Consider the following 24,823-nt stretch of genomic DNA (forward strand, 5'->3'; position numbering starts at 1 on the left):
GCCTGAAACCTAGATCCCCCTGATAAATTAGGGGGAACTTCTAACAGGCTGTTTAGAAAGTCATTAAGTATACTAAAAACCCCTCTCCAAACGTCTCACAGTAACGGAGATAAGCTTTGAAGCCCCATTTCCTGGTGAGTGTAGGGGGACAGGGGGGATACCGCTATAACCGTATACTTTACAAACCTCTTCTTAGCAATTTGAAAACTGGTTGTTAACTAAGTAGGTTGGTGTGAATATTTCTTCTTAAAATAAGGCATAAGGCAGAATGGAACAGGGTTTTGACCTATTTTGTTTGCTTTGATATAGTTTGATTTTTTCACGTCGTTCCACTTAATTGATAAAATCTTTACTTAAAACTCAAATATCAAGAGATTTTTCTAGAGGAAATACCGAGAAATTACTGTAGTATAAGTACTATTACTAAACAAAAGTTAAAGATATGGACAATACAAATCAAAGAAGAGCTTTAATTAACGGCGAAATTGGCCTCTTTCTTAAAGGTTTGATTATTGGTAAAGTATTGACAATTATAGTTATTGGCGGATTGCTTTGGTGGTTACTGAAGCCAAACTTAAGAGCTGGCAACGGTGCTGACTCTTACACTGAGCAAAGTTTAAAGACTCCTTTTAGTGGAACATCAACTTTTGAAACAATTCCAGATGTGCCCACCGGCTCATTTAACTACGGTGGTAGTACAGCATGGGCATCTATCCGACAATTAGTAGATTCTCAGATCCAGAGCGATCGCCCTGAATTAAAATTACGCTACGTAGACCGCATTAAGGATAGCCCTAGTTCTAGCTCGGGTATTCGGATGTTGCTTGATGGACAACTCGACTTTGCTCAATCTTCTCGTCCGTTCACAAATGAAGAACAAGCGATGGCAAAAGAACGAGGCTTCACCCTTGAGCAACGTCAGGTAGGTGTTGATGGAATAGCAGTGGTGGTTAACCCATCACTGAATGTGCCGAGTTTAACTGTTAACCAATTGCAGCAGATTTATACTGGGCAAATTACTAACTGGAAGCAAGTACGCGGGCCGAACCTACCCATCATACCTTTCTCCCAACGAGCAGAAAACGCAGATACAGTAATATTCTCTAACAGTAATAACTTAAAGGGGCAAGCGCTTAGCTCAGATGTACAGTATGTCTACTCCACTACAGAAGCGGTGCGCCAACTCAGCAAAACCCCTGGTGGCGTTTATTATGCTTCTGCCCGTTCAGTAGTACCTCAGTGTACTGTAAAGGCTTTGCCATTACGTCTCAATTCTGGTGAGCTAATTTCCCCCTACCGCGGATCTGCGGTCTCACCTGAGAACTGTCTAAATCAGCGCAACCAAGTAAATACTGAGGCTATTAGAAATCGTAGGTATCCAATTACAACTGACTTGTTTGTGATTATTAAGCAGAATAAAGGTAAAGAACAGCAAATTGGGGATGCTTACGCCAAGCTTTTATTAACTAGCGAGGGGCAAAAAGCAATTGAGCGGGCTGGTTTCGGTGGTGTTAGCAAGTAGATTAAGATAACTAGCTGGTTGAATAATATTATGTTCGGTTGAGGACTTATAAAACGTTATTGCTAGCGCAATCGCAAGTATTTATCCGAACATGATATTATTTTTAACTTGTAAATTTACACACAGATAACAATACACTTCAGTTGAGGGACTGACAAATAAAAAATATCCCAAATTTTCTTGTGGGATGTGTGTCCTCACCCGTCCTATATTCAGGGCGGGCTTTCCTGCCCACCCCACAAGAGGGATAATTTATTCTCTGGAAATCCCTAAGAATAAAAACTAAAACTGATGTAAGTTGGGAAGTCACTGCAAGGACAAAAGGTCTTCCCAACCTACGCAGTTTTATTTTTTGGGTCAATCGCAACTGTAGTGACTAATGATGTTATTAACGGGCATTAAGTGATTCAAGAAAAGAGATTTGTATATGTTTTTATCATCTACAAAAGCTTAATGTCTATAAATACACTAACAATATCCGACTTTTTTCCGACCTTTTCCGACCGTCAAACTTGATATTAGGCACTAGAGTATTTATATAAGTAGTTCTAGCAAGAAGTCTGCACAATAATTAAACGAGTGCAGTCAGGCGATCGCTAGCAAATCAAGCATAATCCAAGATTTATAACGTAATTACATAAAAAAGGTAAATATGGCTGAATATCCTCATGGAGTCTGGATTTGGAATCTTCCAGCATTAAGTGGTAATTATTTAAACAGATTAATTGAGTGCAAAGTCAAACGAGTATATCTCAAAGTATTTGATGGCAAAAGTAGAGTTATGTTTTGGGCTAAAAAGAATGCTTACTGGAATCTTAAAGGAAGTATAGTTCCTCAGCGTGGAGATATAGCTGTTTTTGATTGGCAAAGAAATAATTCACAACTCGATCACATAGGTATTGTCAGAGGATACACTCTCGGAAGTTCTACTATTCAAACATCTGAAGATAATAGGGTAAACCGTAGTGGCAACTTTACAAGAGAAATAGTAGATGTAGCCGGATTCATTAGAATCGTTTAATACACCAAAGCATCTGGATTAACTTAGTTATTTAGCTTAATCCAGATAAGTTAGTTATATTCGCAGGCGAAGGAACTTGTTAATTGAAACAGAATTATTCTAAATCTCATAAAACTCTAACATTGTTAGCACTTGGGCTTTTAATGTCTAGTTGTGGACGCGATATTCCTTCATTGGAGAATGTTAATCAGGCAGTTGAAAACCTAGATGTTGCGGCTAAAGATATCTCAACAGATATGTATGGTTCATGCATTAGAGCAACTAAATTCTTTGGAACGCCAGGTTCGCCTACTATATTAAGTGAGCGACAACCAGAAGAAAAATTCTGTAATGAGAATTATCAGCAAATATCTTTGGTAATGGGGGATGCAAATCAGATTTTGATTGATTACATGAATGCTCTTGTTCTTGTTGCTAAAGGAGAAAGCGAGAAAGGAAAACCTATTTCCTTTGATGAAAGTTACAAAAATCTTGGTGATTCGCTGACTAATCTTAAGTTCTCCTCATCTCGGACAGCAGCACCACAAGCTGTGTTTAAACCAGAAGAGGTACAGGCTGGAGTGGCGATCGCTAAATTTTTGACTAACTTATTTACAAAGGAAATGCGCCGCAACAAGTTAAAGCAAGCGATTTTATGCACAGATAGCGATATTCAAGCTTATATCAAGGGTAAAGGTGCAGTTGCGGGACAACCCGAACCAGGGGGACTAATCGCGATCGCCAACAAAGTTTACGTTAATGGACTGCTAGCTGAAGAAGAAATCAGTATTCGTACTTACTTTAGCGAATATATTGCTCTATTTGGAGACGATTTGAAGAAAAATCCTTTAGATTTCATCGCCTTGGAGGAAAAGTACAACAATGCGATGGACTTAGTACGCGATCGCAAGCAAAAAGCTCAAATGTATAGTGCAATTTTGAGGAATTTAGCATCGTTACACGCATCCCTCAAACAAGAATTGGCTAAAGATGATGATATTCCCCTAACAGGTGAAAAATTTGACAACTACTGTCAAGAATTATTCCAGCCATCTCAAACCAAAACTGTAGACAAGGGACATCAGGAAATTAAACCAGAAACAATGCAAAAAGTTCAAGCAATTATCGCCAAACATATGAAGGTTATAAAACCATTGCTTAAAAAAATTGAGTAATCAAACATCAAAATACCAAATACTAGTTCTTTCAGGGAGTGAAATAATGACAATTCAAGATTGTACTAACTTAATAATCAGTCGTAACTTAGTTTTACAAACTATTCTTTTTGTACAACAAACAAGTGCAAAGCTTTTATTTAAAACAAATGTCAGCAAAGAAGAATTCAATCAAATGTTTGACGATATTGAAATACCCCTATTCATAATTGCTGACAAAATAGCGATTGTAATTGATAAAGAGATTTTAAGTTCAATAACAAGTTATCAAGAAGAAATTAGAATAGTCACTCAAAAAATTCAAAGTGTTATTGACAATTGTGAAGATTTTTCTACACTTAGTGCAATATCTAGAAGATTATTGAATTTTTTTGATGATTTTATCAGTACTGAAGATACATATCTAGATACTTCCAAGATACTTGATAATATTGCATCTATTTGCAATCACTATTAACAAGTGAACTAATAGATAAATTAAACAATTGATTTTTTGAGTTGCTGATTGTTATCTATTTATTACAAAGGAGTAAAATATGACATCTCAGCCTGATGTTACTGATTTTGAATGTTGTCGGACAATAATTTATCAAATTGTCAATTTGTCTTTAGCAAGACGTAACCAACTCTTAGCAGATGGAGTAATAAGTAAAAATGAATATCTTAATATTGGCCAACAATATGAAATACCACTTCGCAGACAAGCTAAAGATTTAACGCTTAAAATATTTGACGGAATTGTTTTATCAATGGCAGCATTTCAAAGTAATATTGACGTTGTGAAAAACAAATTAAAAAAAGCTATTGATAATATTCAATCATTTCAGAAATCCGTCGATTTTTTAAACAAGTTTATTGTTTTTTTTGGTAATATTTTACTATTGCCAAGTAAAGGGATCACTGGAATTCCAGCTTTAATTGATGATTTAGTAAAACTTATATAATTATCACTTACGTTTGACTGGAATTCCCCAAATCTTGATTTGTCGGTCGAATCCACCACTAGCTAATATTCGCCCATTTGGACTAAAAGCGATCGCACTTACCCAATCTGTATGTCCAGTTAATGTAGTTATTAATTCACCTGTAGTTATATTCCACAATTTAATGCCATCTCTGCCAGCACTAGCAAGAGTTTGTCCATCTGGGTTAATGGCGATCGCATTTACCCAGTTATTATGTCCTGTAAGGGTGCGGAATAATTCTCCACTATTAACATTCCACACTTTAATGGTGCGATCGCGGCTAGCACTAACTAATTTTTGTCCATCTGGTGTAAAAGTGACAGCAGTAACAGTATTAGTATGAGCTACTGATTCACTGATTAATTTACCAGTACTTAAATTCCACAGCTTAATCACACCTTTATTGTCGCCACTAGCTAAGGTTTGTCCATCAGGACTAATAGCCACCGTATAAATCAGATTGTTAAAGCGTACTAAAGTACCAAGTGGGCGCTGCTGTAGCAAATCCCACAAGCGAATTCCATCTAAAGCTCCACTAATTAAAACTTTACTATCAGGAGATACCGCTAAAGATAGTACGTTACTGGTATGTCCTACAAAAGAGCGGCTAAATTTAAAATTTTTCAAGTTCCAGAGGTTAATTGTGTCGTCATCACTACAACTAACCAGGGTTTGACCATCTGGCGAAATTACTAAAGATTCTATAGCGGTTTGATGTGCTTTGGTAATATTTCCCAGCTTTTTGCCATTTGCTGCATTCCAAAGGCGAATTACACCCTCATTTTCCGCACCTCCGCTGACAAGAATTCTACTATCTGGAGTGAAGGCTAGAGATTTAACCGTTCCGGTATGTCCTATGAGGGTGTAAAGTAGTTGAAAATTCCTAAAGTTATTGGTATCTGAGTTTGGTGTAAATTCAATTGCAGCATTAGCCTGATGAATATAAAACCCTTCCCAAGTAGTTACTGGAAGGGCAACAGCTGCCATAAATGCCAGGATAATATACGGACGCCCAAAATTCCCCCCACCTCTTCCCTCACTCCTCACTATTTTTCCTCACCTTTTGAATAGTTATAAAAACAAACACATACAAACAAGTTTTTCAGAGTTATGAATTATCACTCATAAATCTTGTATGGACAAGGGTTAATCGCGTCTCTCCTAACCTTTAACTCAGCACTCCCTAAACAGGTGGTTTTTTCTTGGAGACGCTTAGCATTGGTAAAGACGGACTAGAAGAACGAGAGGGTAAGTAATGTTGTACTATAGGTTCCTCTAGTACGGGACGACGCTGTTGGATACGCCATAACTTCAAGCCTAGCGCTATCCCTGCTGTTCCCAAACCAAAAGCGAACAACGACCAGCTATCATCTAATCCGCCTATCAGGGCATCTACCAGACCCATCGTAATCAATATAGCGATCAGTGGTTCTTTTCGGTAGGTTGACTTCAAAAAACGAGGTAATACAGCATTCATCACAGCTTGATTGGTTCCAGTTCACCTTTTGTGGATATTATTGACCAAGAATACCTCACCCATATTTTGCCTTTCTTATCTAAGGCCTAAAGTAATTTAATTATGACTTTCTTTAATAGGGGAGGAAGTGTAGTTATTAACCTTCTGACATCTGCTATTTACAAGTTTCGGATATTTTGAGCGCTTATAGGTATTTTTATTCCTCTGTTGGTTACATTCTACGGCAACAATTTACAAATAAATTTAAGTTAAAGTTTTGAGGGCAAGGTACTTGGCTATCAATTATTAAAGTCAAAACCAACTGGTTGTTCCAGCTGGTTGAAACTCTTCTAAATACTAGCTTACAATTTATGTGCTTGTTCGTGGCACTACTTCAGACCCAGCCATGATAGCACTCCTTGATTGGTGAGGTACTCAATCACCAGCATCAAAGCGAAGCCAATCATTGCAGCTCGACCATTCAACCGTTCAGCATATTCGTTAAAGCCAAACTTAGGCTCGCCTAGTTTAGGTGTGACTGTTGGTTGTGGTTGTGTCATTTTTAAGAAACCTCTTTTTGGCAGACGGAACTTGATATTAGACTTTGTGGTATTGGTTGGGCAAGGGGTAATGTCGTGATTTAGTTGAAGACTTACCATTAAGGGCGATGCTTAAACGCCCAAAGATGTTAATGATAAGCGATTAGCCAGACTCGATCTCAAAAGTTAAAGGGATTAGTTTCTTTCCTTAACCTATTAGCCTCTTTTGATAGCTAAAGAGCTGATTACAGTACTTGAATGCCAAGATGACTTCTTGAACTTCAGCCAAAGCTTCCTAAAAGGGAGCTATGCAACCACTCTTTTAATAAATTGTTATTATTCTTTATATATTGTATAAATACTGGGGCAATAGTCAAGGGCAAGAGTTTGCAGCTACTCAGATTAAATTGACAAGCTCAAGACAGAGAATAGCTATTTTTAATACAGCTATCCCAATGGTTCAGTAGCAAGCTTGAGATTGGCAGGCTAAAGTTATTAAACAAAAAATTATCAGAGGCGGTACATGGAAATCGGCGTTCCCAAGGAAAATAAGGATCAAGAATTTCGCGTAGGTTTAAGTCCTTCGAGTGTGCGGGTGCTGCGGGAAAATGGTCACAGCATCTTTGTCCAGACGCAAGCAGGTAATGGCGCTGGATTTACAGATGACGATTACAAGAGCGCTGGAGCAGAGATTGTCCATACAGCAGAAGCAGCTTGGAATCAACAATTGGTTGTAAAAGTCAAAGAGCCGCTGGTATCTGAGTATAATTTTTTGCAGAAAGAACAGATATTATTTACTTATTTGCATTTAGCAGCCGATCGCAAATTAACAGAGCATTTAATTGATTGTGGCACTTGTGCGATCGCCTACGAAACTGTAGAACAACCAGGCGTTAACAGACTACCTCTGCTCACCCCCATGAGCGTTATTGCCGGTCGGCTTGCAGTACAATTTGGGGCGAGATTTCTAGAACGTCAGCAAGGTGGTAGAGGTGTGCTTTTGGGTGGTGTACCTGGAGTCAAACCAGGTAAAGTAGTAATTCTCGGTGGCGGCGTTGTCGGCACCGAAGCAGCTAAAATTGCCGTGGGGATAGGTGCTAACGTCCAGATTTTAGATGTGAGTGTCGAGCGGTTATCTTACTTAGAAACCTTATTTGGCTCTAGAGTTGAATTGCTTTACAGCAACTCCGCTCATATTGAAGCTGCGGTCAAACAAGCCGATTTGCTCATCGGTGCAGTTTTAGTACTGGGACGTAGGGCACCAATACTAGTATCCCGCGAATTAGTCAAACTAATGCACCCTGGCTCGGTAATAGTTGATGTTGCTGTTGACCAAGGCGGTTGTGTGGAAACTTTACATACGACATCGCACACAAATCCGGTATACATTGAAGAGGGCGTGGTACATTACGGCGTTCCCAATATGCCAGGAGCAGTACCTTGGACAGCAACTCAAGCACTCAACAATAGTACATTACCTTATGTTGTGCAGTTAGCGAATTTAGGAATTAAGGCTTTAGAAGTTAACCCAGCCTTAGCAAAAGGAGTGAATGTATACAATCATAAATTAGTGCATCCTGCCGTACAAGAGGTGTTTTCTGATTTGGTAAGTTAAATGTTATACGGGGTAATCTACTATAAATAATTTGTATTCAGGTGTGCAAGTACTAGGTGATCGCTTATCTTAATGGTGGTATTTGTCAGCAATTAGGTTAATTTGTTGCCAAATGCGCGGATGGGTAGCTGTAGAAAATCAAAACAAGTAAAAAATCGCTGCATCTCAATGTGTACAAAGTTTTGAGGACTATAGAACTTTTAAACCATCCGCGCACCTTATGGGGAGTGAGTTTCCGGGATTTGCATCTGGTGTCAATATTATTTTCTGTATTATGATTCTGTCATCCCCGCAACTGCACCTCGAAAACCAAATACAGCAAGCCTTTCAAGTGCCAGTGATTGCAATTAACAAAACTCCCTATAAGGGATTGAAACCTTCCTATCAAGAATTAAGTTAAATCATGACCAAATTATCTTCGGCTTCTTCTAATTCATAACCATTAGCCAATTTGGCAATTGCCTGGTCAATCATTGCCAAACCCCGATCTACAGTTTCAATTACACTTAAGTGTCCTCGCAAATCGGCAGCACCGACAAAACCTTTAGCATACCAAGTCATGTGCTTACGGGCTTGACGAACACCGCGATCGCCTTTATATTCCCACAAGGCTTGTAAATGATCTCTTGCACATTCCAAGCGCTCAATTGGAGTTGGTGGCGGTAATATTTCCCCAGTTTTTAAGAAGCGATCAATTTCTCCGACTAAAAACGGATAACCCAAAGTCCCACGGGAACACATCACACCATCAGCACCAGTTTCTTCTAAACATTTCACTGCTGCCTCAATCGAAAAAATATCTCCATTGGCAATTACTGGAATAGAAAGTATTTCCTTAACACGCGCAATCCATTCCCAACGCGCATTGCCATTGTATCCTTGAGCGCGGGTGCGCCCGTGTACTGTAATCATTTTTGCTCCAGCGTCTTCCATCCGCTTAGCAAAGTCGAGAATCGTAATTTCTTTGTCATTCCAACCAATACGGGTTTTCACTGTCACAGGTACATCAACAGCTTTCACCACTTCTCGCACAATTGCTTGTGCGACTTCCGGTTGCCGCAACAGAGATGAACCGCCACCATTTTTAGTAATTTTATTTACCGGACAACCCATATTAATATCAACAGTATCAGCACCTTCTGCAACTGCCTTAACTGCTGCTTCTGCCAGGAAATCTGGACGACAATCAAATAGTTGAATGCTAATTGGGCGTTCGTTGGGGTCTACCTCCATAATTTTGGGCAACTGTTTAACATAATGCAACCCAGTAGCATTCACCATTTCGGTATACATCATCGAATCGGGTGCATAGCGACGCACCAAGCGGCGAAATACCAAATCTGTTACCCCAGACAAAGGCGATTGCAGAACCCGGCTTTTTATCTCTAAGGAGCCAATTTTTAAAGGTTGGGAAAGTCTAGCTTGAAGAGTAGGAGATAGGAAAATCATAATAATAAATTAAAAATTAAAAATTGTCTGAACCAAAGATTGTCAGGATATTTCACACTATTTACTTAAACTGTTAATTACATACTCTCAATTTCTTGTTTACTCATTAATTTTGCTTAGGCATCTTGGCTTGGAGGCTGTTTTTGCTTTTCTTGCAGCACCTCTTCTAAACTCAAACCTAACTCTTTGGCTGTTTCTTCAAAACTCAATCCCAATCTCAATAACAAAGGAATCATTCTCAACTTTTCTTCACGCGCTCCTTCTTGCTTGCCTTCTTGCTTACCTTCTTGCTTGCCTTCTTGATAGACTCGGGTTTGTTTCAAATCACTTAACCCAAACATCCCTTCAATCTCCTCTCGACTCATGATTGGAAATTTGTAAACCAAAATTGTCTCTATTAATTCTAATAACTGCCGCCGCTGTTGTTCAATATTGATTTCTTGCTGGGTTCTGTCTATTAACTGTCTGGCGGATATAATTGCTGTATCCTCATCATCGACAACTAATTTCATGGTAGCAATCCCAACTGGCAATGATGCAATTTCACCTAATTCATTAAGATAAATACGGCTTATGCGCTGGCTAGTGAAAAATTCACTGTAATTCTTGATGTCTGCTGTATCTAAACTGCGATTGGGATAGATAACTACTCCTCGCCAAGAATTTTTAGGTTGATTTTGACGTAAGTATAAACAAATTTCTGAAATTAGCCGTGAATAAATTTCTGTATCCGTTTGAAATTGGACTTCTACAAAGTAGATTGGATTTTCTTCATCTTGTGTTGGCAGAAAAACACCATCTATGCGAAATGCAGTTTGTTTGATTTCAATTGAAGAAAATTTATAACCTTCTGCGGTTTGGGGCGAGTTGCCAATTAATTCAAAAAAGATGCTAGGAAATTCTTGAAAAAGGCGATAAAAAATGCTATCAGTTTTCACGCTTGATCTAATGCTGAGATTTGCCTCGTTGCAATTTTATTGTGAAATATGTCATGAGTCATTTGTCCTTTGCAAATACAAATGACTCATGACCAATGACAAACGGCGATCGCAATTTAGCCACGAGTTGCACTTTGAGGAGGATGGGAGACAACTTTTTTAGCTAAACCTAAAGTCTGCAAAACTTGGATACTCCACCAAGTAATATCAATTTCCCACCAAGATAAGCCAGATTTGGCCATATGGGGATAAGTATGATGGTTGTTGTGCCATCCCTCTCCATAGGTGACCAGGGATACCCACCATAAATTACGAGCGCCATCATTGGCATCAAAGGTGCGATAACCCCACAAGTGTGATGCAGAGTTCACAAACCAAGTTGAGTGCCAAAGCAAGACGCATCTGACAAACATTCCATAGATGACAAAAGACCATCCTCCTAAGGCATACAGCAGTAGCCCGAAGGGAATTTGCAACAGTAAGAAGTAACGATCTAACCAGCGATAGAACGGTTGTCTTGCTAAATCTGGGGCATACTTTTGATAGGTTTCGTAGTCAAAAAACTTTGGACGCGGGTAGAAAATCCATAGCATATGACTCCACCAAAATCCTCGCTGAGCAGAGTAGGGGTCTAGATCGATATCTTCGGTATGGGCGTGATGCTGGCGGTGTCCACCCACCCAAAAAATTGGTCCCCCCTGCAAAGCCAGCGCTCCGATTAAGGCGATCGCATACTCTAACCACTTAGGAACTTGGAAACTTCGATGGCTCAGTAGTCGATGATATCCCAGGCAAATCCCAATACTACCGAATAGCCAGTGGAGAAACACAAGCAAACCTAATGCTGACCAAGAAAAAAACCAAGGAGCCAGAAGTGCTAAGACATGAAACGTAGTAAAAAAAACTACATTAGTCCAACTGAGTTGCGGTGAATTTTCCTTCTCAGGGATGATGCCTTTGCCGAGCGCTCCAAAATTTGTGGTCATAAAAATTCCTGTTGATGGACAATCCAGCGATTTGCCTTTTCTCCCAAGGGATTTACCCAATCTGTAGACCAGTTCGTTAGAGTGAACCAGTAGGATCTTGGGGGTTTCCCCCATTAGCAACTGGCGAACCCGTAGGATAGAGTCAAGCAAAGATTATGCAAGTGATAGCTTACATGCTTTAGAACGAGTGCCAGAATTTGTTCGTTCTGTAGTTGGGGAAGCCGACCAATTCCCAGCGGAAAATCGCCGCGCCTTAGGTAGGGGAGTAACAGAGGCCAACCGTTATGTGGCTCAGTATTTAGCTACTATAATCCAACAAGGACACTTAAATACCTATCTACCCGCAGAGAAATTAGCCAGTTTGCTCAATGGAATGATTTTAGGATATGCCGTAATCGAATTTACGAGTGAATTTCATGAACTTTGGGAAGATCGGGATGATTTTCTCGAAAATTTAGTAGAGTTATTCTTACACGGAGCTATGTCATCCTCAGCGGAATCAGCAAGCAACTCCTTACAAGGAAGCGCGATGGTCGCAGAAATAGCTGATTTGCCTGCTAATTTAGTTCATGCAATTTTGCAGCAAGCCAAGAAATCCGGAGTCCGAGATTATGCCTTAGCTTATGTATTATTTGGTGCTGGATTATCCACCACAGAAATAATTAGCTTAGAGCGATCGCACCAAATCTACGATCCTCAAGGGCACTTCCTGCAAATCACAATTCCCGGATCTGTGCGGCAAGTACCTGTAAATCAGTGGATTTTGGGTAAACGCTACGGTTCTTATACTAATAATCCTCTAATTAAATGGCTCAAAAGCCGTAAAGATAGTCAAACAGCCATGTTTCTCAATGAAACAGGCAAACCAATTTCGGAATCAGAGCTTGAGACACGTTGGCTAGTATGGAGTCAGGGATTATTAACTCCCCAAGGACAACCGCCAGCCATCGCCCAAGCACAACAAACTTGGCGAGTCGAAATGTTAATCAGGGGAATTAGCTTAGAAAACCTGAGTATTTTCACAGGTTGCGATCGCGCCCAACTACAACCGTATGCGCGCCGAGCTAAAGAAAAAGCCGCTCTAGAGCAAGCGACTCGTTTAGATCATAAATCCGGATAGGGACTGGGAAGTTAAAATAATTCGTAATTACTAATTCGTAATTCGTAATTGAATTAGGGACTGACAAATAAAAAATATACAAATTTTCTTGTTGGATGAGCGTCTCGTCCGCCCTACCCCAGAGTGGATATTTTATTTCTTGGTAATCCCTTACGAATTACGAATTAGTTCAACGGCTCCATAATCACTCTTAAGCCTTTATTAGAAAGTGTTTTGAGCATTTCTTTAGCGTTATACTCACTGCTAAATACTCCTGCTTGCATCACTTTTTGACCTTGCCAGACTGTGGCAAACGCACCAGGAGCAAGGGTTCGCACTAAATCTTGATCTTTATCTGTTACTAATGTGACTACTACGCGATAACGTATACCATACTGTGTCCTAGAATTTCCTCTGTAGGACATAGTTGAAGAATTCTCCACTGCTACTTTTGGCAGATTGGGAGTATCCTCAATCGGGATACTGCGATCCGGAACTGGCAATAGTGCTTCATTACCTGGGACAGCAGATTCTAGTATTGGTGATGACTGCTGTATTTGATTATTCGTACTGGAAACTGCTGGCTTTGCTACAGAAGTAGATGAATCTTGAGGCGCAGTAAACTCAATTGTGTTGGGATCGATTTGCACGTAATTTAACTGCGCTGTCTGAGGCGGCTGTGCTGGGGTGGAAGTTGCTACTTGAGTATTAGTTGATATTTGTGTGCCTGACAAACTGCTAGGAGTAGGAAATCCGGTGGTAGAGGTAGCTGGTTGATTAGATATTGGTGGCGAAAGCGGTACACTCGCTGGTAGCAATGGCAGCAGTTGACTATTTAATTGTGCAGGAACAAGATTATTTGCTGAGATATTGTTGCTGGTTTGGGTGTTGCTAGTTTCTGGAACTCCAGGAGCCGAGAAAGAAATTTCTCCTGATGCTGGTATCTGCTGTAACACTTTATTCGGGACAGGGGCGGGTTGAGAATTTTCGGCTGTTAGTGCTGTTGTGCCATTAAGATCTACATTACCAGCGATGCGAGCGCTCACCAGGTTATTACCAACAGCAGAAATCACTTGCTTAGCAGCCTTGGCGTTAATGTCGTAGCGAGCATTATTTTGAAATTGATTACCCCCAGGCTCGGATGCGTTACCTAAATCTGGCATTGCTTGAGCGATCGCTACTAAACCATCTTCTTTACTATCTTGAATAATATTATTCCGTAAAATTGGGTGAGCATTTGCTTGCACGACAATTCCGGCTCTATTGTTCTGAATTTGATTGCTTATAATTACAGGGGCGGCATTTTGGGCAATATTAATCCCAAAGCCTGTTTCGTGAAAGACATTTTCCTTGACTTGAGGACGGGAGTTACCAGCAATTGTAATCCCATTAGCGCCATTGCTGGAGAAGTAATTTTTGCTAATGGTGGGTGCAGCGTTTCCACTGACGGAAATTCCGTCTTGGGTATTACCAATAAAAGTATTTTCCCCAACTACCGGATTACTAGATTCAATCCACAAACCATAACCACGGCGGTTTGAGTTTGTCACTGTCACCCCAGTCAGTACTGCTTGGTTTGCCCCAACAATTGTCACATTTTGACCGCCGAAACTGCGACTTAGATAATCATCGCCTCCCTGAATGATAATATCCTTGCCTTGATTGCTAGGGTTACCTTGAATGGAAACACCTGGTTTGAGTATTAAGGGGAATACTTCTCCGGTCTGGGTGCTATAAGTGCCTGGAGAAAGCATAATTACAGTATTGGCATTAGCTAATCGCAACGCTTGGGTAATCGTTTTCACAGGAGCAGATTCGCCCCCATTACCTGCACTGTCATTTCCAACATTCGGATTAACAAACAGCACATTCACCTGAGAATTCGTTTTTTCACTCACAGATATAGAATTTAGTGTTGATGGCATCTGAGCGATCGCCCTACCCAAGCTTGTAGCTAAGAACACCATACTTATGATCCCCAAAAACACAGTAAAAGATAATACTGTATTTTTTAATACTAAAAATTTTATTAATTTGATAAATCTTGATTTTTTGGGCATATCATCTACTGTACGGTACTTAGAGAACACACGAGTTAGAATCATATTTAACACAACTCCTCAGACGTATCAATAAATTTTTATACTTTTAAACAGTATTATGCCGATAATATTACTCACATATTGTACCAATTGGCGATATTTAATACAGAACTATCAATAAAAAAAACTGAGAACTAAGCATGTTTGATTTTTTGATTTCCTCCTACTTTGTTGCTTTTGGTGTTCGTCTGTTCTCTGGCTTTTTTGATGGATTAAATGACTATAAAGTCCAAGATAATTGGAGTTGCAGAACCAGCCAATGAATAGGGATAAGCAGTGAGGAATTTTGAAAGTTAGTAAATCAAGCTAAAATTATGCAATATTGGAATTTTTTTATGTATTTTTTGCTATGGCTAATGAATTGCAATCCTGATTCGATTTAAATAATTAAAATGTCATCTAACTCAGACTAATTTAAAACCCATAGATGTATTGCCAAAAAGCTTATTTACTAAACTATTGCAAAATAAAAAATAGTGTAACTTTTGTTTTGTTTGCTGATGCTATTGCTTTTGCCAACTGCGGATTTTGTGTTGTATCCGCTTTTATCAGTCTTTTTTGCGATCGCTGACCGTAAAATACTTGACTAACCAGAGTGCTAAATTGTGGCCTCATCAGCGATCGCTGCTTATACGAACGTGGGATAATTTGACATAAGCTTTATTTCTACGTTGTTTTGCGTAGATATAATCAAAATTTACTCAAAAAAAGCAAATTAATTAACTTATGGTTATTAGGACATATGATAATTCACATTCCGATGAAAGCACTAATGGGGTTGTTGTAATGGTCGAGCCATACAGCCAAAAAGAGCAAATACAGCAAGTTGTTTACCGCATTTTAGACGCCAATTTAGACCGCGCTCGTGAAGGCTTGCGAATTATTGAAGAATGGTGTCGATTTGGGCTGAATAATGCCCAGTTGGCTCTTGAATGTAAGCGCTTGCGACAAGAGGTAGCCAAGTGGCATATCCCCGAATTACGGGCGGCGCGAGATACACTAAGCGATCCGGGGACTGAGTTAAGCCATCCTCAGGAGGAAGAACGAGCTAGTATAAAATCAGTATTGCAGGCTAATTTTTGTCGGATAGAAGAAGCATTGCGAGTGCTAGAAGAATACGGCAAACTTTATCACCCAACTATGGCTAAAGCTTGTAAGCAGATGCGCTATCAGGTGTATACCCTAGAAAGTAATTTAATGGGTCATCAGCGTCATCAATTGTTATGGCGATCGGGTTTGTATCTTGTTACTTCCCCTAGTGAAAGTATATTAAATACTGTGGAAGCTGCACTCAAAGGCGGATTAACCCTCGTACAGTACCGCGAGAAAACCGCTGATGATTCTTTGCGTCTAGAACAAGCGAGAAAACTGCGGCAATTATGCCATATTTACGGCGCTTTGTTTATTGTTAATGATCGCGTAGATTTAGCTTTAGCAGTGGATGCAGATGGAGTGCATCTAGGACAACAAGATATGTCCATCACCGTTGCTCGGCAATTACTCGGTTCCCAGCGTTTAGTAGGTCTTTCCACCACAAACCAAGAAGAAATGCAACGAGCAATTGCTGAAGGAGTAGATTACATCGGCGTGGGACCGGTTTATGAAACTCCTACGAAAGTAGGTAAGGCAGCAGCAGGCTTAGAATATGTCAGTTATGCTGCCAAAAATTGCTCAATTCCCTGGTTTGCCATTGGGGGAATAGATGCAAATAATATTAATGATGTAATCGATGCAGGAGCTAAACGTGTAGCAGTAGTGCGATCGCTCATGCAAGCTGAACAACCCACCTTAGTAACACAATATTTACTTTCTCAACTTAATCGCATTAAACCAGAACTTTAAAAAATCATTTGTCATCTGTCATTCTGCTTGTCTCCCAGTCCCCAGTCCCTAATCCCTAGCCCCCAGATTTATGTCTAATGAGATTACGCTTCAGATAAATGGTGAAACCCGTAGCTGTTCATCTCAAACTCCTTTACCCGATTTACTCCAAAAGTTGGGTTTCAATCCCCGTTTAGTAGCCGTGGAGTACAACGGCGAAATTTTACATCGCCAGTTTTGGGAACAAACAACAGTGCAACCAGGCGATCGCTTAGAAGTGGTCACCATTGTTGGTGGTGGTTAATTAATTTCAGCCAGTAAGCCTAGATCCTTAAGGCTGCGTCATGTAATCTCAATGCGGGTGGGTGCATCTTCTGTTTTATAGATATCAAGGGTTGTTGCCAATAGTTTCCTTATCATCTAATCTATTAAATTAGACTTTAGCCTTCAGACTTTATTTCAACTTTTCTCTGTCAACTAAAATTTTGCCAATATTTGAATGTTTGTAGGGGCGTACAACTAACTGTACGCCCCTACTGAATGTTCATCTGAAAAAATTGTGTTTTTATGCTTCTGATTTGTACAGCGAACGATGAAGGGTTCTCCGGTTGGCTAATTCTTTACCTTTACGCCCAAGCTGTTCCCGTAGCTGTTGATCTTTGGACAACCGATTAAAAGCTTGAAAAACCTCATAACCAGAATTTGGATTCACGAGTATACCATTTTCCTCGTGTTTAACTGTATCTAAAACACTGCCTGAACGAGGGGCGATTACAGGTTTCCCGAAGTAACTAGCTTCTAAATAAACGATGCCAAAACCTTCTAGATTCTGAGATTTAGTTTCTAACAAACTCAGCATAGCAAATATATCACAGGCTGCATAATAACCTGGTAATTCGTTCTCTGGTACATGTCCTGCAAAGTGTACCCGTCTATCTACCCGCAAGCGATGCGCCAGAGATTTCAGTTCCAACTCACAAACCCCTTGACCGCAAAGTATGTAGTGGACATCCACCCCAAAAGTTAGCAATAGTGGAATGTTATCAATCACGCGGTCAAAACTCTTATGTTTTACTAGCCTTCCTACTGAGAGAATAACGATTGCTGTTTCAGAAATGTTATAGCTTTGACGCAGGCGCACACGTAAATCATCTAGGCTATTTGACGTTGCATTGGCAAATTTTTCTGGTCTAATTACTGGGTTGATAACATGGGTTGGGGTGTCTAATCGTAAAGCAGTTCTGAGATAGTTTTGTGTATAAGAACTGTTACAAACAATGCCTTCCGCTCTATGAAGTGTTAATTTAAATAGCGATCGCCACACCGGGTTATGTAATGGACTCAATAGATCGTTCCCATGCACATAGATAAAAAAGCGAATCGGTAAAAGATAGCTTAATAGCAACAGTGAAGGAAAGTCATACCCGTGACCCCACTCAATGTAACGATAGTGATAGCGAAAATAAAGCTTAATTGCTAGCACAAACGAACAGACAATATTCACTAAAGGTTTGAGAACACTTCCCAAATAGCCACTAAACAAGTATTTAGGATAACTCCAGCGATATATAGGAAACTGTTGACGTTCGTCAAATACTTTGTCTCCTGAACACCCAGCCGCCAGGACAATAACTCGTTCTGGATCTTGGAGACAACGATTGTACATGTATTCTCCAATTACAGCTTTTTTGGGTAGGAAGATTCGGGATATAACGAGAATATCTGGATATGCAGTTTCGTCTCTAATTTTGGCTGTGAGTTGAGAAATATGTTCCATAATCGAGTTGAAAACTATATTTTTAATTTTTTTTTATTATTTACTAATTAAAATGACTTTTCAGGTCATAATAATTGTTTGACAAAGAATGGAGTAAATAAATTTTAAACTGATTTTATAATATTAGCCAGTCAGATTGTTTTTCGGTTGTGTATATTTGATTTTTGCTGAGAAATTTATCAATACTTGAGAATTTGTGTAAATGAGAAGCAATAGATATGAAGCTAGCATTTACAGCTAAATTGTCCGATGACCAAATTTTGTGAAAAGTATTAAATTTAACTATATTTAACATAATACTTGAAATCATCTCGAATCTTGTGCCAAAATGCCAAAATATGTCTGATTTTAAAAATAGTGAGATAGGCTGATTTTAAGCAGCTATTAATACAAAGTTATTTACAGTATTAAAAATTACCTAAAAACTGATTAATTTTAAGTTGTAGTTTTTGTTGCAATTTTTGTGCTTGTTGATAAATTGCTGTACGTCTTTTGTGTGAGTGCGCGTCTAATTCTGCTGATTCTAAAGGTGCAATAAAATAACGCAAACGAGTTTTCATTGCCCAAATTCCCATTGAAGGGAACACAAGTAAGGCAAACATTAATGGTGATAAAGGCAAAAATGGTAATTTAACTAGTCGTTGCAATTTAGTCAAATTAACAGTCCAAGGATGGAGAAATTCACTACCAATGCAAACTACTGGAAGAACGGGAATATGATAGCGATCGCTCAGTTGTATAAAACTGACATCAAACTTTTGCAGTTGATAGCGTTTTCTCCAACCTTTCGCAGGTCCCCGTATTCCTTCGGGTGCATATAAGAGAATTTTACCTTCAGCGATCGCAGTCTCAAAGTCATTTAATTGTGCTCGTACACCACCTAAAACTTGTGACCATTTAGATGGTAACCACCAAATGATCCAAGGATGCTCGAATAATACTGGACTTGCTATGGGTTGTACTTTCCACCCTCTGGCTTCACCTAATAAATAACCTAAAGTCAAAAAGTCCCAAGGAAAACACATTCCTGCGTGATTCATCGCCACTATTAATGGCCCTGTTGGCGGCAAGTTTTGGATTTGTTGCAATTCTCCCTGAAAATAATATTTCACAATGGGGCTGAGAATTTCTTGGCGAAAAGCTTGTTGATAATTCGGATCGAATTCACCAACTTCTTGACGGGGTGAACGACAACCCAAACGCAACCAACGACTCAGCATTGCTAGATAAAATCCGCCAGGAATTAAAAATAATCCATATTCTAGCCAATTCCAACCATCTGGATCTTGATGATAGTGTTGCCAGTGGCGGTTGAATAAAATCAGCCAGCCTGGAGGATACCAAAGACAAAACCAATCAAACCAGCTAAATCTATAGCCTTGGGCTGGTACTTTTTCTAATTGAGTATTAAGAAGATTTTCTGAGTGTTGATTAATCAAAATAGTAATACAATTTAGCCACTAATTTACTTAGCCATATATTCTAGCTTTACAAATTCGTCATTGGCATCTTACCCTAGAAGTAAAATTAACTACAAAATCTAGATTTTTGGTTTCTTGAATAAGTCGTGTATCTCAGCCTGATAACTTGCGATTTGATTGAAAAAGTATTCAATCAAGAATGAACTAGAACACTTTTAAGTACTATCCAGGCACTTTTAGCGTTATATAATATAATTCTATAATTATTCAATAGTTACCAAGTATATTATTCATCACATACCTAAAAAACTAAAATTTGATTTATTAAATGTATTTGCAACTTTTTTGTCATGTTTATTTTGAGTAATTATAATAATCTGTCTGGTAACAGAATCGCTGCATTCATACCTTATACAGTACATAATAAAGACTAATAAGAAGTATTCGGCTTTAACCAAAAGATGGAATCATCTGTGAATGCAGAATAACTAATGATTGTTGAACTTCTTCCTTAAGCTGGAGACAAATAGCATGACATTTGTCTTACTCTGCTGACTATGGAACTAGGAAAGCTACTGAAAATTGCAGACCCAATACGTGAACTTAGGCAGCAAATTGTTCTGTCTTGGAAAAAGTTTGTAGCTAAGTTGGGAGTTTGCCTGCGAAGAGTCAATCGCTGGAAAAACGCATTTGTGCTTTCTTTGCAAATGGCATTGAAGCTAATTGAAGAAATGTTAGAGGAAGATGGGCGAACCAGGGAAAAGATACTAAGCGAGTATCTCTCAAAAGCACAAAAAAGGGAGGACTCTTGAAATGAGCGTGAAATTACTCGAAAAATTCTTGATGATGCGCTCTAGCTTACTAACTTATGGCGTGATGATTTTAGTAGTCGTAGCAGCTTCAATAATGGCGCGACTGCTACTACCAGTATTCGATCCGAGTGTATTCACCTTTTTTTATGCTGCCGTAGCAGTTAGTGCATGGTATGGTGGCATGGAAGTGGGAATGCTAGCGATCGCTTTATCTGCTATATTTGCCCTCTACTTTCTGATTGAACCAGTCTATTCGTTGCAGATTGTTAGTCTCAAGGTTTTAATCCGATTAACCACCTTCTCCCTAGTATCCTTATTAATTACTGCACTCTTTTCAGAATTGCAAACTGCTAAACGGAAAGCAGAGTCCAGCTTGAAGTTGTTGCAAAATAGCGAGATGCGCTTTAGCCGACTCGCACAATCTAATATTATTGGAGTCGTTCTTAGCGACCTCAACGGTTGCATCATCGAAGCCAATGATACCTTTCTTGAGATGGTCGGCTACACGCAAGAAGATTTGTCCGCCAAACAAATGGACTTGCGCCAGATGACTGCACTTGAGTGTCTAATATTAAGTGAGCGTTCAGCAGAGGAACTGAGAACTACCGGAGTTTGTAAACCTTTTGAAAAAGAATATATCTGCAAAGATGGTTCTCGCGTTCCGGTTCTAGCTGGTTCTGTTCTCGTAGAAAATGGTCAAGAAACAGTTATTGGCTTTGTTGTTGATTTGAGCGAACGCAAACAAGCACAAGCAGCATTACAGCAAGCCAATCAACGGGTGACGCGTACCCTAGAAAGCATGAGTGATGCATTTATAACTCTAGACCGGGAGTGGCGGATCGTCCACCAAAATGCGGCAGCACAGCGAATTAACGGCAAACTCCCCTCAGAAGTCATTGGTAAATCGTATTGGGAAGAGTGGCCGGCATCGGTAGGTACAAATCTAGAGTGCCAATACCGACAGGCGATGGCAGAACAAATTCCCGTCCACTTCGAGCATCATTATTATTTACCACCGAAATATGACCTGTGGATGGAAATCCATGCCTACCCTTGTGAAGATGGTCTTGACATTTTCTTTCGTGACATTAGCCAACGCAAACAAGTAGAACAAACCTTGCGTGAGAAAGAGGAACGCCTAAGGTTAGCCAATGAACGTTTCGAGTTAGCCGCTACTGCCGTCAATTGTTTGATATATGACTGGGATATACAACAGGATCGGATTGAAACAACCGAAGGGCTAACCCGAATTTTAGGCTATTCCTTCGATATGGCTCAAACAACTCGTAATTGGTGGCGTCAGCTTGTCCATCCAGAGGATTTGCAACGTATGGAGGAGGAGACGAGGGTTGCGTGGGCAAATGGCGATCGCTATGCTGTTGAGTATCGAATTCGCAACCAAGCTCATCAGTACGTCTATGTGTTAGACCAAGGAATAGTCGTCAAGCGGGATACTGATGATAACCCGGTGCGCGTAGTTGGCAGCACTACAGATATCAGCGAACGTAAGCAGGCGGAAGCCGCAGTTCGAGCTAGTGAGGAGCAACTGAGAAGTTTTGTAGAAGCGAATGTAGTTGGCATTGTCCTTGGGGATGTAAAAGGTGGGATTAGTGAAGCCAACGACGAGTTTCTGCGAATTGTCGGCTATACCCAAGAGGATCTCCAGACAGGTAAACTAAGTTGGACTGATATCACGCCACCAGAGTATCTTTATTTAGATGAACTGGCGATTGCCGAAGCCAAGTCCAAAGGTGCTTGTACTCCTTATGAGAAAGAATACATTCGCAAAGATGGTTCTCGCATACCAATTGTAATTAGCTACTCTCTATTAGGAAAATCTCGACACAAGTCGGTGGCATTTATTCTTGATATTAGCGAACGCCAGCAAAWAGAAAAAGCCTTGCATCAGAGCGAAGAACGCTTCCAAGCTTTTATGGACAACAGTCCCGCCGCAGCATGGATTACAGATGCAGACGGGCGTGTACTTTACCTCAGTCCAACTTATCTTGCCATATTCGATTTAGCAACAAACAACCCCATCGGCAAAAACATCTCCCAGCTATACCCGGGTGAAATTGCTCAGTCTTTCCTCGATAGGATTAAAACGGTTGCAAATACAAATCAGGTCGTAGAAGCTATAGAGTCTGCTCCTCGCACAGATGGTATTCTTGGTGAATTTTTAATGTATAGGTTTCCCATTGCAGATACATCTGGACGACGCTTGGTAGGAGGAGTTGCAGTTGACATCACCGAACGCGAACGCGCCCTGCGGGAACGTCAGCAAGCAGAAAAAGCTTTGCAAGAACGCAGCGAGCGACTCAAATTACTTTCGGAAACAGCCAGTGATTTGCTCTCAACCGAGCGCCCTTTGGATCTAATGAACACCTTGTTCAGCAAACTCTCGGCACAGATGGATTTGGATTTTTACTTCCAATATCTGATTGAGACACACGAAAATAAGCAAAAACTTCGCTTAGTAGGTTGGAACGGCATCACTGAAGAAGTATTTCAAGCAATTGAATATCTGGAATTTAATCAAGGCATGGGCGGATTAATAGCCCAAGAACGGCGTCAAATTGTTGTCAATGATGTGCCGCACTCAACCCATCCAAATGCAGACATCCTTGGTGGTTTGGGAATCACAGCCTATGCTGGTCAACCATTAATTGCTCAGGGAAAGCTGTTGGGTGTACTCGCCTTTGCCAGTCGCACCCGTACTCACTTCACCCCAGAGGAAACCGCTTTACTGCAAGCAACCTCCGATCAGGTGGCGGTTGCTCTGGAACGTTTTGAGTTAATGGCTTCGTTACAGCGACGAAAAGAGCAATTAATTCAAGCTAACCGGATCAAAGATGAATTTTTAGCAGTTCTCTCCCACGAACTTCGCACGCCGCTAAACCCGATTTTGGGATGGTCAAAGATGCTGCAAAGTAAAAAGTATGACCAACCAACCACCACTCGGGCCCTACAAACTATTGAGCGTAATGCCAAGCTGCAAACTCAACTAATTGAAGATTTGCTCGATGTCTCTCGAATTTTGCAAGGCAAACTCAGTCTGAATATTGCTCCTGTAAATTTGCTAACTGCGATCGCCGCAGCTTTAGAAACCGTGCGTTTAGCCGCCCAAGCCAAATCTATCAATTTACAATTTGAAATTTTAGATTCGGGATTAGAAGATACTAACAGAAATTTCGCATCCATTGACTTTAATCAACAACTTGACAATCTCAAATCCCAAATTGAAGTCGAGGTATTAGCCCACCAAAGCTGTGACCCAAAATTCTTAGTAGCGGGTGATTCAGTCCGCTTACAACAAGTGATTTGGAATCTGCTTTCCAACGCCATTAAGTTTACACTCCAAGGTGGACAAGTAAAAATCAGTTTAGCGTCTGTTGATTCTCAGGCTCAACTGCAAGTATGTGATACAGGTAAGGGAATTACCCCCGACTTTTTACCCTATGTCTTCGACTACTTCCGCCAAGCTGACGGCGCAACCACCAGAAAATTCGGGGGGTTGGGGTTAGGATTAGCGATTGTTCGTCACATCGTCGAGCTACATGGCGGCACAGTTAAGGCAGAAAGTTTGGGTGAAGAACAGGGAGCTACCTTTACAGTCATGCTCCCCTTGATGAAAAATAATCTTAATAACCATGAGATTGATAGACAATCAGATGATTTACCTAATTTAAATGGGCTGAAGGTTCTGCTAGTGGATGATGAGCGTGATACGCGAGAGTTGATTGCTTTTATTTTAGAGCAGTCTGGAGCAGTAGTAACCCAGGTAGCCTCGGCTGTGGAAGCACTACAAGTTCTGCCTAACTTCCAACCCAATCTACTCTTAAGTGACATTGGAATGCCTGAAGTAGATGGCTATATGTTGATGCGTCAAATCAGAGACATGCCACCTGAACTCGGAGGAAAAATTCCAGCGATCGCTTTAACCGCATATGCAGCTGAAATTGACTATCAACAGGCACTTGCCGCTGGATTTAAACAGCATATTACTAAACCAGTGGAACCAGCTAAATTAATTCGGGCGATCGCCAAGCTGATTTTCTGATTTCCAGTTTTACTTTAATTTTTTACTAGCTTATACATCGAAACGAGCATTTTCGTAAGTAGCAACTTGAGTTATCTACAATCTGT

The 24,823-nt window shown here is 40.1% G+C and carries 21 protein-coding genes; 11 read left to right on the forward strand and 10 right to left on the reverse strand.

Annotation, left to right across the window (positions count from 1 at the left end):
* The first annotated feature begins 442 nt into the window (after window positions 1–442).
* The 5 genes from FCR06_RS26280 (at window position 443) to FCR06_RS26300 (ending at window position 4,641) form a co-directional block, all read left to right on the forward strand.
* A complete protein-coding gene (locus FCR06_RS26280; RefSeq protein WP_138505006.1) occupies window positions 443–1,522 on the forward strand; it encodes a PstS family phosphate ABC transporter substrate-binding protein in 1,080 nt (359 codons plus the stop codon).
* Between the two features lie 652 nt (window positions 1,523–2,174).
* Window positions 2,175–2,543: a CHAP domain-containing protein gene (locus tag FCR06_RS26285; RefSeq protein WP_138505008.1), complete on the forward strand. Its 369-nt coding sequence runs from the start codon at window positions 2,175–2,177 to the stop codon at window positions 2,541–2,543.
* Between the two features lie 83 nt (window positions 2,544–2,626).
* On the forward strand, window positions 2,627–3,697 hold the full coding sequence (locus FCR06_RS26290) for a hypothetical protein (protein WP_138505010.1): 1,071 nt from the start codon (window positions 2,627–2,629) through the stop codon (window positions 3,695–3,697).
* 46 nt (window positions 3,698–3,743) lie between these two features.
* Window positions 3,744–4,154 (forward strand): hypothetical protein, encoded by a 411-nt coding sequence (locus FCR06_RS26295; protein ID WP_138505012.1) that lies wholly within the window; start codon window positions 3,744–3,746, stop codon window positions 4,152–4,154.
* 79 nt (window positions 4,155–4,233) lie between these two features.
* A complete protein-coding gene (locus tag FCR06_RS26300; protein WP_138505014.1) occupies window positions 4,234–4,641 on the forward strand; it encodes a hypothetical protein in 408 nt (135 codons plus the stop codon).
* A gap of 3 nt (window positions 4,642–4,644) precedes the next feature.
* Here the strand turns inward: FCR06_RS26300 and FCR06_RS26305 are convergent, their stop codons facing one another.
* The 3 genes from FCR06_RS26305 to FCR06_RS26315 form a co-directional block, all read right to left on the reverse strand.
* On the reverse strand, window positions 4,645–5,709 hold the full coding sequence (locus FCR06_RS26305) for a WD40 repeat domain-containing protein (RefSeq protein ID WP_223280300.1): 1,065 nt from the start codon (window positions 5,707–5,709) through the stop codon (window positions 4,645–4,647).
* A gap of 136 nt (window positions 5,710–5,845) precedes the next feature.
* Complete coding sequence (locus FCR06_RS26310) at window positions 5,846–6,139, reverse strand: hypothetical protein (protein ID WP_138505016.1); 294 nt, start codon at window positions 6,137–6,139, stop codon at window positions 5,846–5,848.
* A gap of 368 nt (window positions 6,140–6,507) precedes the next feature.
* Window positions 6,508–6,678 (reverse strand): chlorophyll a/b-binding protein, encoded by a 171-nt coding sequence (locus FCR06_RS26315; protein ID WP_138505018.1) that lies wholly within the window; start codon window positions 6,676–6,678, stop codon window positions 6,508–6,510.
* Window positions 6,679–7,180: 502 nt separating this feature from the next.
* Between FCR06_RS26315 and ald the strand changes: the two genes are divergently transcribed.
* A complete protein-coding gene (gene ald / locus FCR06_RS26320) occupies window positions 7,181–8,272 on the forward strand; it encodes an alanine dehydrogenase (RefSeq protein WP_138505020.1) in 1,092 nt (363 codons plus the stop codon).
* Between the two features lie 220 nt (window positions 8,273–8,492).
* The gene (locus tag FCR06_RS26325) at window positions 8,493–8,672 is read left to right on the forward strand and encodes a hypothetical protein (RefSeq protein WP_138505022.1); all 180 of its coding nucleotides are present in this window, start codon (window positions 8,493–8,495) and stop codon (window positions 8,670–8,672) included.
* Here FCR06_RS26325 and dusB read toward each other — a convergent pair.
* The 3 genes from dusB to FCR06_RS26340 all read right to left on the reverse strand — a co-directional run bounded on the left by dusB (window position 8,669) and on the right by FCR06_RS26340 (window position 11,645).
* A complete protein-coding gene (gene dusB / locus FCR06_RS26330; protein WP_138505024.1) occupies window positions 8,669–9,721 on the reverse strand; it encodes a tRNA dihydrouridine synthase DusB in 1,053 nt (350 codons plus the stop codon). The two genes, FCR06_RS26325 and dusB, sit on opposite strands and share 4 nt — an antisense overlap.
* A gap of 116 nt (window positions 9,722–9,837) precedes the next feature.
* Window positions 9,838–10,659, reverse strand: a complete 822-nt coding sequence (locus FCR06_RS26335; RefSeq protein ID WP_138505026.1) for an Rpn family recombination-promoting nuclease/putative transposase — start codon at window positions 10,657–10,659, stop codon at window positions 9,838–9,840.
* Window positions 10,660–10,775: 116 nt separating this feature from the next.
* Entirely contained in the window at window positions 10,776–11,645 is an 870-nt protein-coding gene (locus FCR06_RS26340) for an acyl-CoA desaturase (protein ID WP_138505028.1), read from the reverse strand.
* A 97-nt stretch (window positions 11,646–11,742) separates the two neighbouring features.
* Between FCR06_RS26340 and FCR06_RS26345 the strand changes: the two genes are divergently transcribed.
* Window positions 11,743–12,765 (forward strand): TetR/AcrR family transcriptional regulator C-terminal domain-containing protein, encoded by a 1,023-nt coding sequence (locus tag FCR06_RS26345; protein ID WP_223280301.1) that lies wholly within the window; start codon window positions 11,743–11,745, stop codon window positions 12,763–12,765.
* Between the two features lie 164 nt (window positions 12,766–12,929).
* Here FCR06_RS26345 and FCR06_RS26350 read toward each other — a convergent pair whose 3' ends face one another.
* Window positions 12,930–14,849: a DUF1565 domain-containing protein gene (locus FCR06_RS26350; protein ID WP_138505030.1), complete on the reverse strand. Its 1,920-nt coding sequence runs from the start codon at window positions 14,847–14,849 to the stop codon at window positions 12,930–12,932.
* A gap of 453 nt (window positions 14,850–15,302) precedes the next feature.
* Window positions 15,303–15,461, reverse strand: a complete 159-nt coding sequence (locus tag FCR06_RS33030; RefSeq protein WP_189523588.1) for a hypothetical protein — start codon at window positions 15,459–15,461, stop codon at window positions 15,303–15,305.
* A 111-nt stretch (window positions 15,462–15,572) separates the two neighbouring features.
* On the opposite strand from FCR06_RS33030, the gene FCR06_RS26355 reads away from it, so the two are divergent.
* A complete protein-coding gene (locus FCR06_RS26355) occupies window positions 15,573–16,688 on the forward strand; it encodes a thiamine phosphate synthase (protein WP_138505032.1) in 1,116 nt (371 codons plus the stop codon).
* Window positions 16,689–16,758: 70 nt separating this feature from the next.
* Window positions 16,759–16,971, forward strand: coding sequence for a sulfur carrier protein ThiS (gene thiS, locus FCR06_RS26360; RefSeq protein WP_138505034.1), 213 nt, complete (start codon window positions 16,759–16,761; stop codon window positions 16,969–16,971).
* Between the two features lie 261 nt (window positions 16,972–17,232).
* Here the strand turns inward: thiS and FCR06_RS26365 are convergent, their stop codons facing one another.
* Both FCR06_RS26365 and FCR06_RS26370 read right to left on the reverse strand, forming a co-directional pair.
* Window positions 17,233–18,444 (reverse strand): glycosyltransferase family 4 protein, encoded by a 1,212-nt coding sequence (locus tag FCR06_RS26365; RefSeq protein WP_138505036.1) that lies wholly within the window; start codon window positions 18,442–18,444, stop codon window positions 17,233–17,235.
* A gap of 407 nt (window positions 18,445–18,851) precedes the next feature.
* Window positions 18,852–19,883 carry a 1-acyl-sn-glycerol-3-phosphate acyltransferase gene (locus tag FCR06_RS26370; RefSeq protein ID WP_138505038.1) on the reverse strand — a complete coding sequence of 344 codons (1,032 nt, stop codon included), beginning with the start codon at window positions 19,881–19,883 and terminating at the stop codon, window positions 18,852–18,854.
* A gap of 795 nt (window positions 19,884–20,678) precedes the next feature.
* On the opposite strand from FCR06_RS26370, the gene FCR06_RS26380 reads away from it, so the two are divergent.
* Window positions 20,679–24,737: a PAS domain S-box protein gene (locus tag FCR06_RS26380; protein WP_138505042.1), complete on the forward strand. Its 4,059-nt coding sequence runs from the start codon at window positions 20,679–20,681 to the stop codon at window positions 24,735–24,737.
* The last annotated feature ends 86 nt before the right edge of the window (window positions 24,738–24,823 follow it).

It is taken from the genome of Nostoc sp. PA-18-2419 (genome assembly GCF_005869855.1).
Classification (GTDB): Bacteria; Cyanobacteriota; Cyanobacteriia; order Cyanobacteriales; family Nostocaceae; genus Nostoc.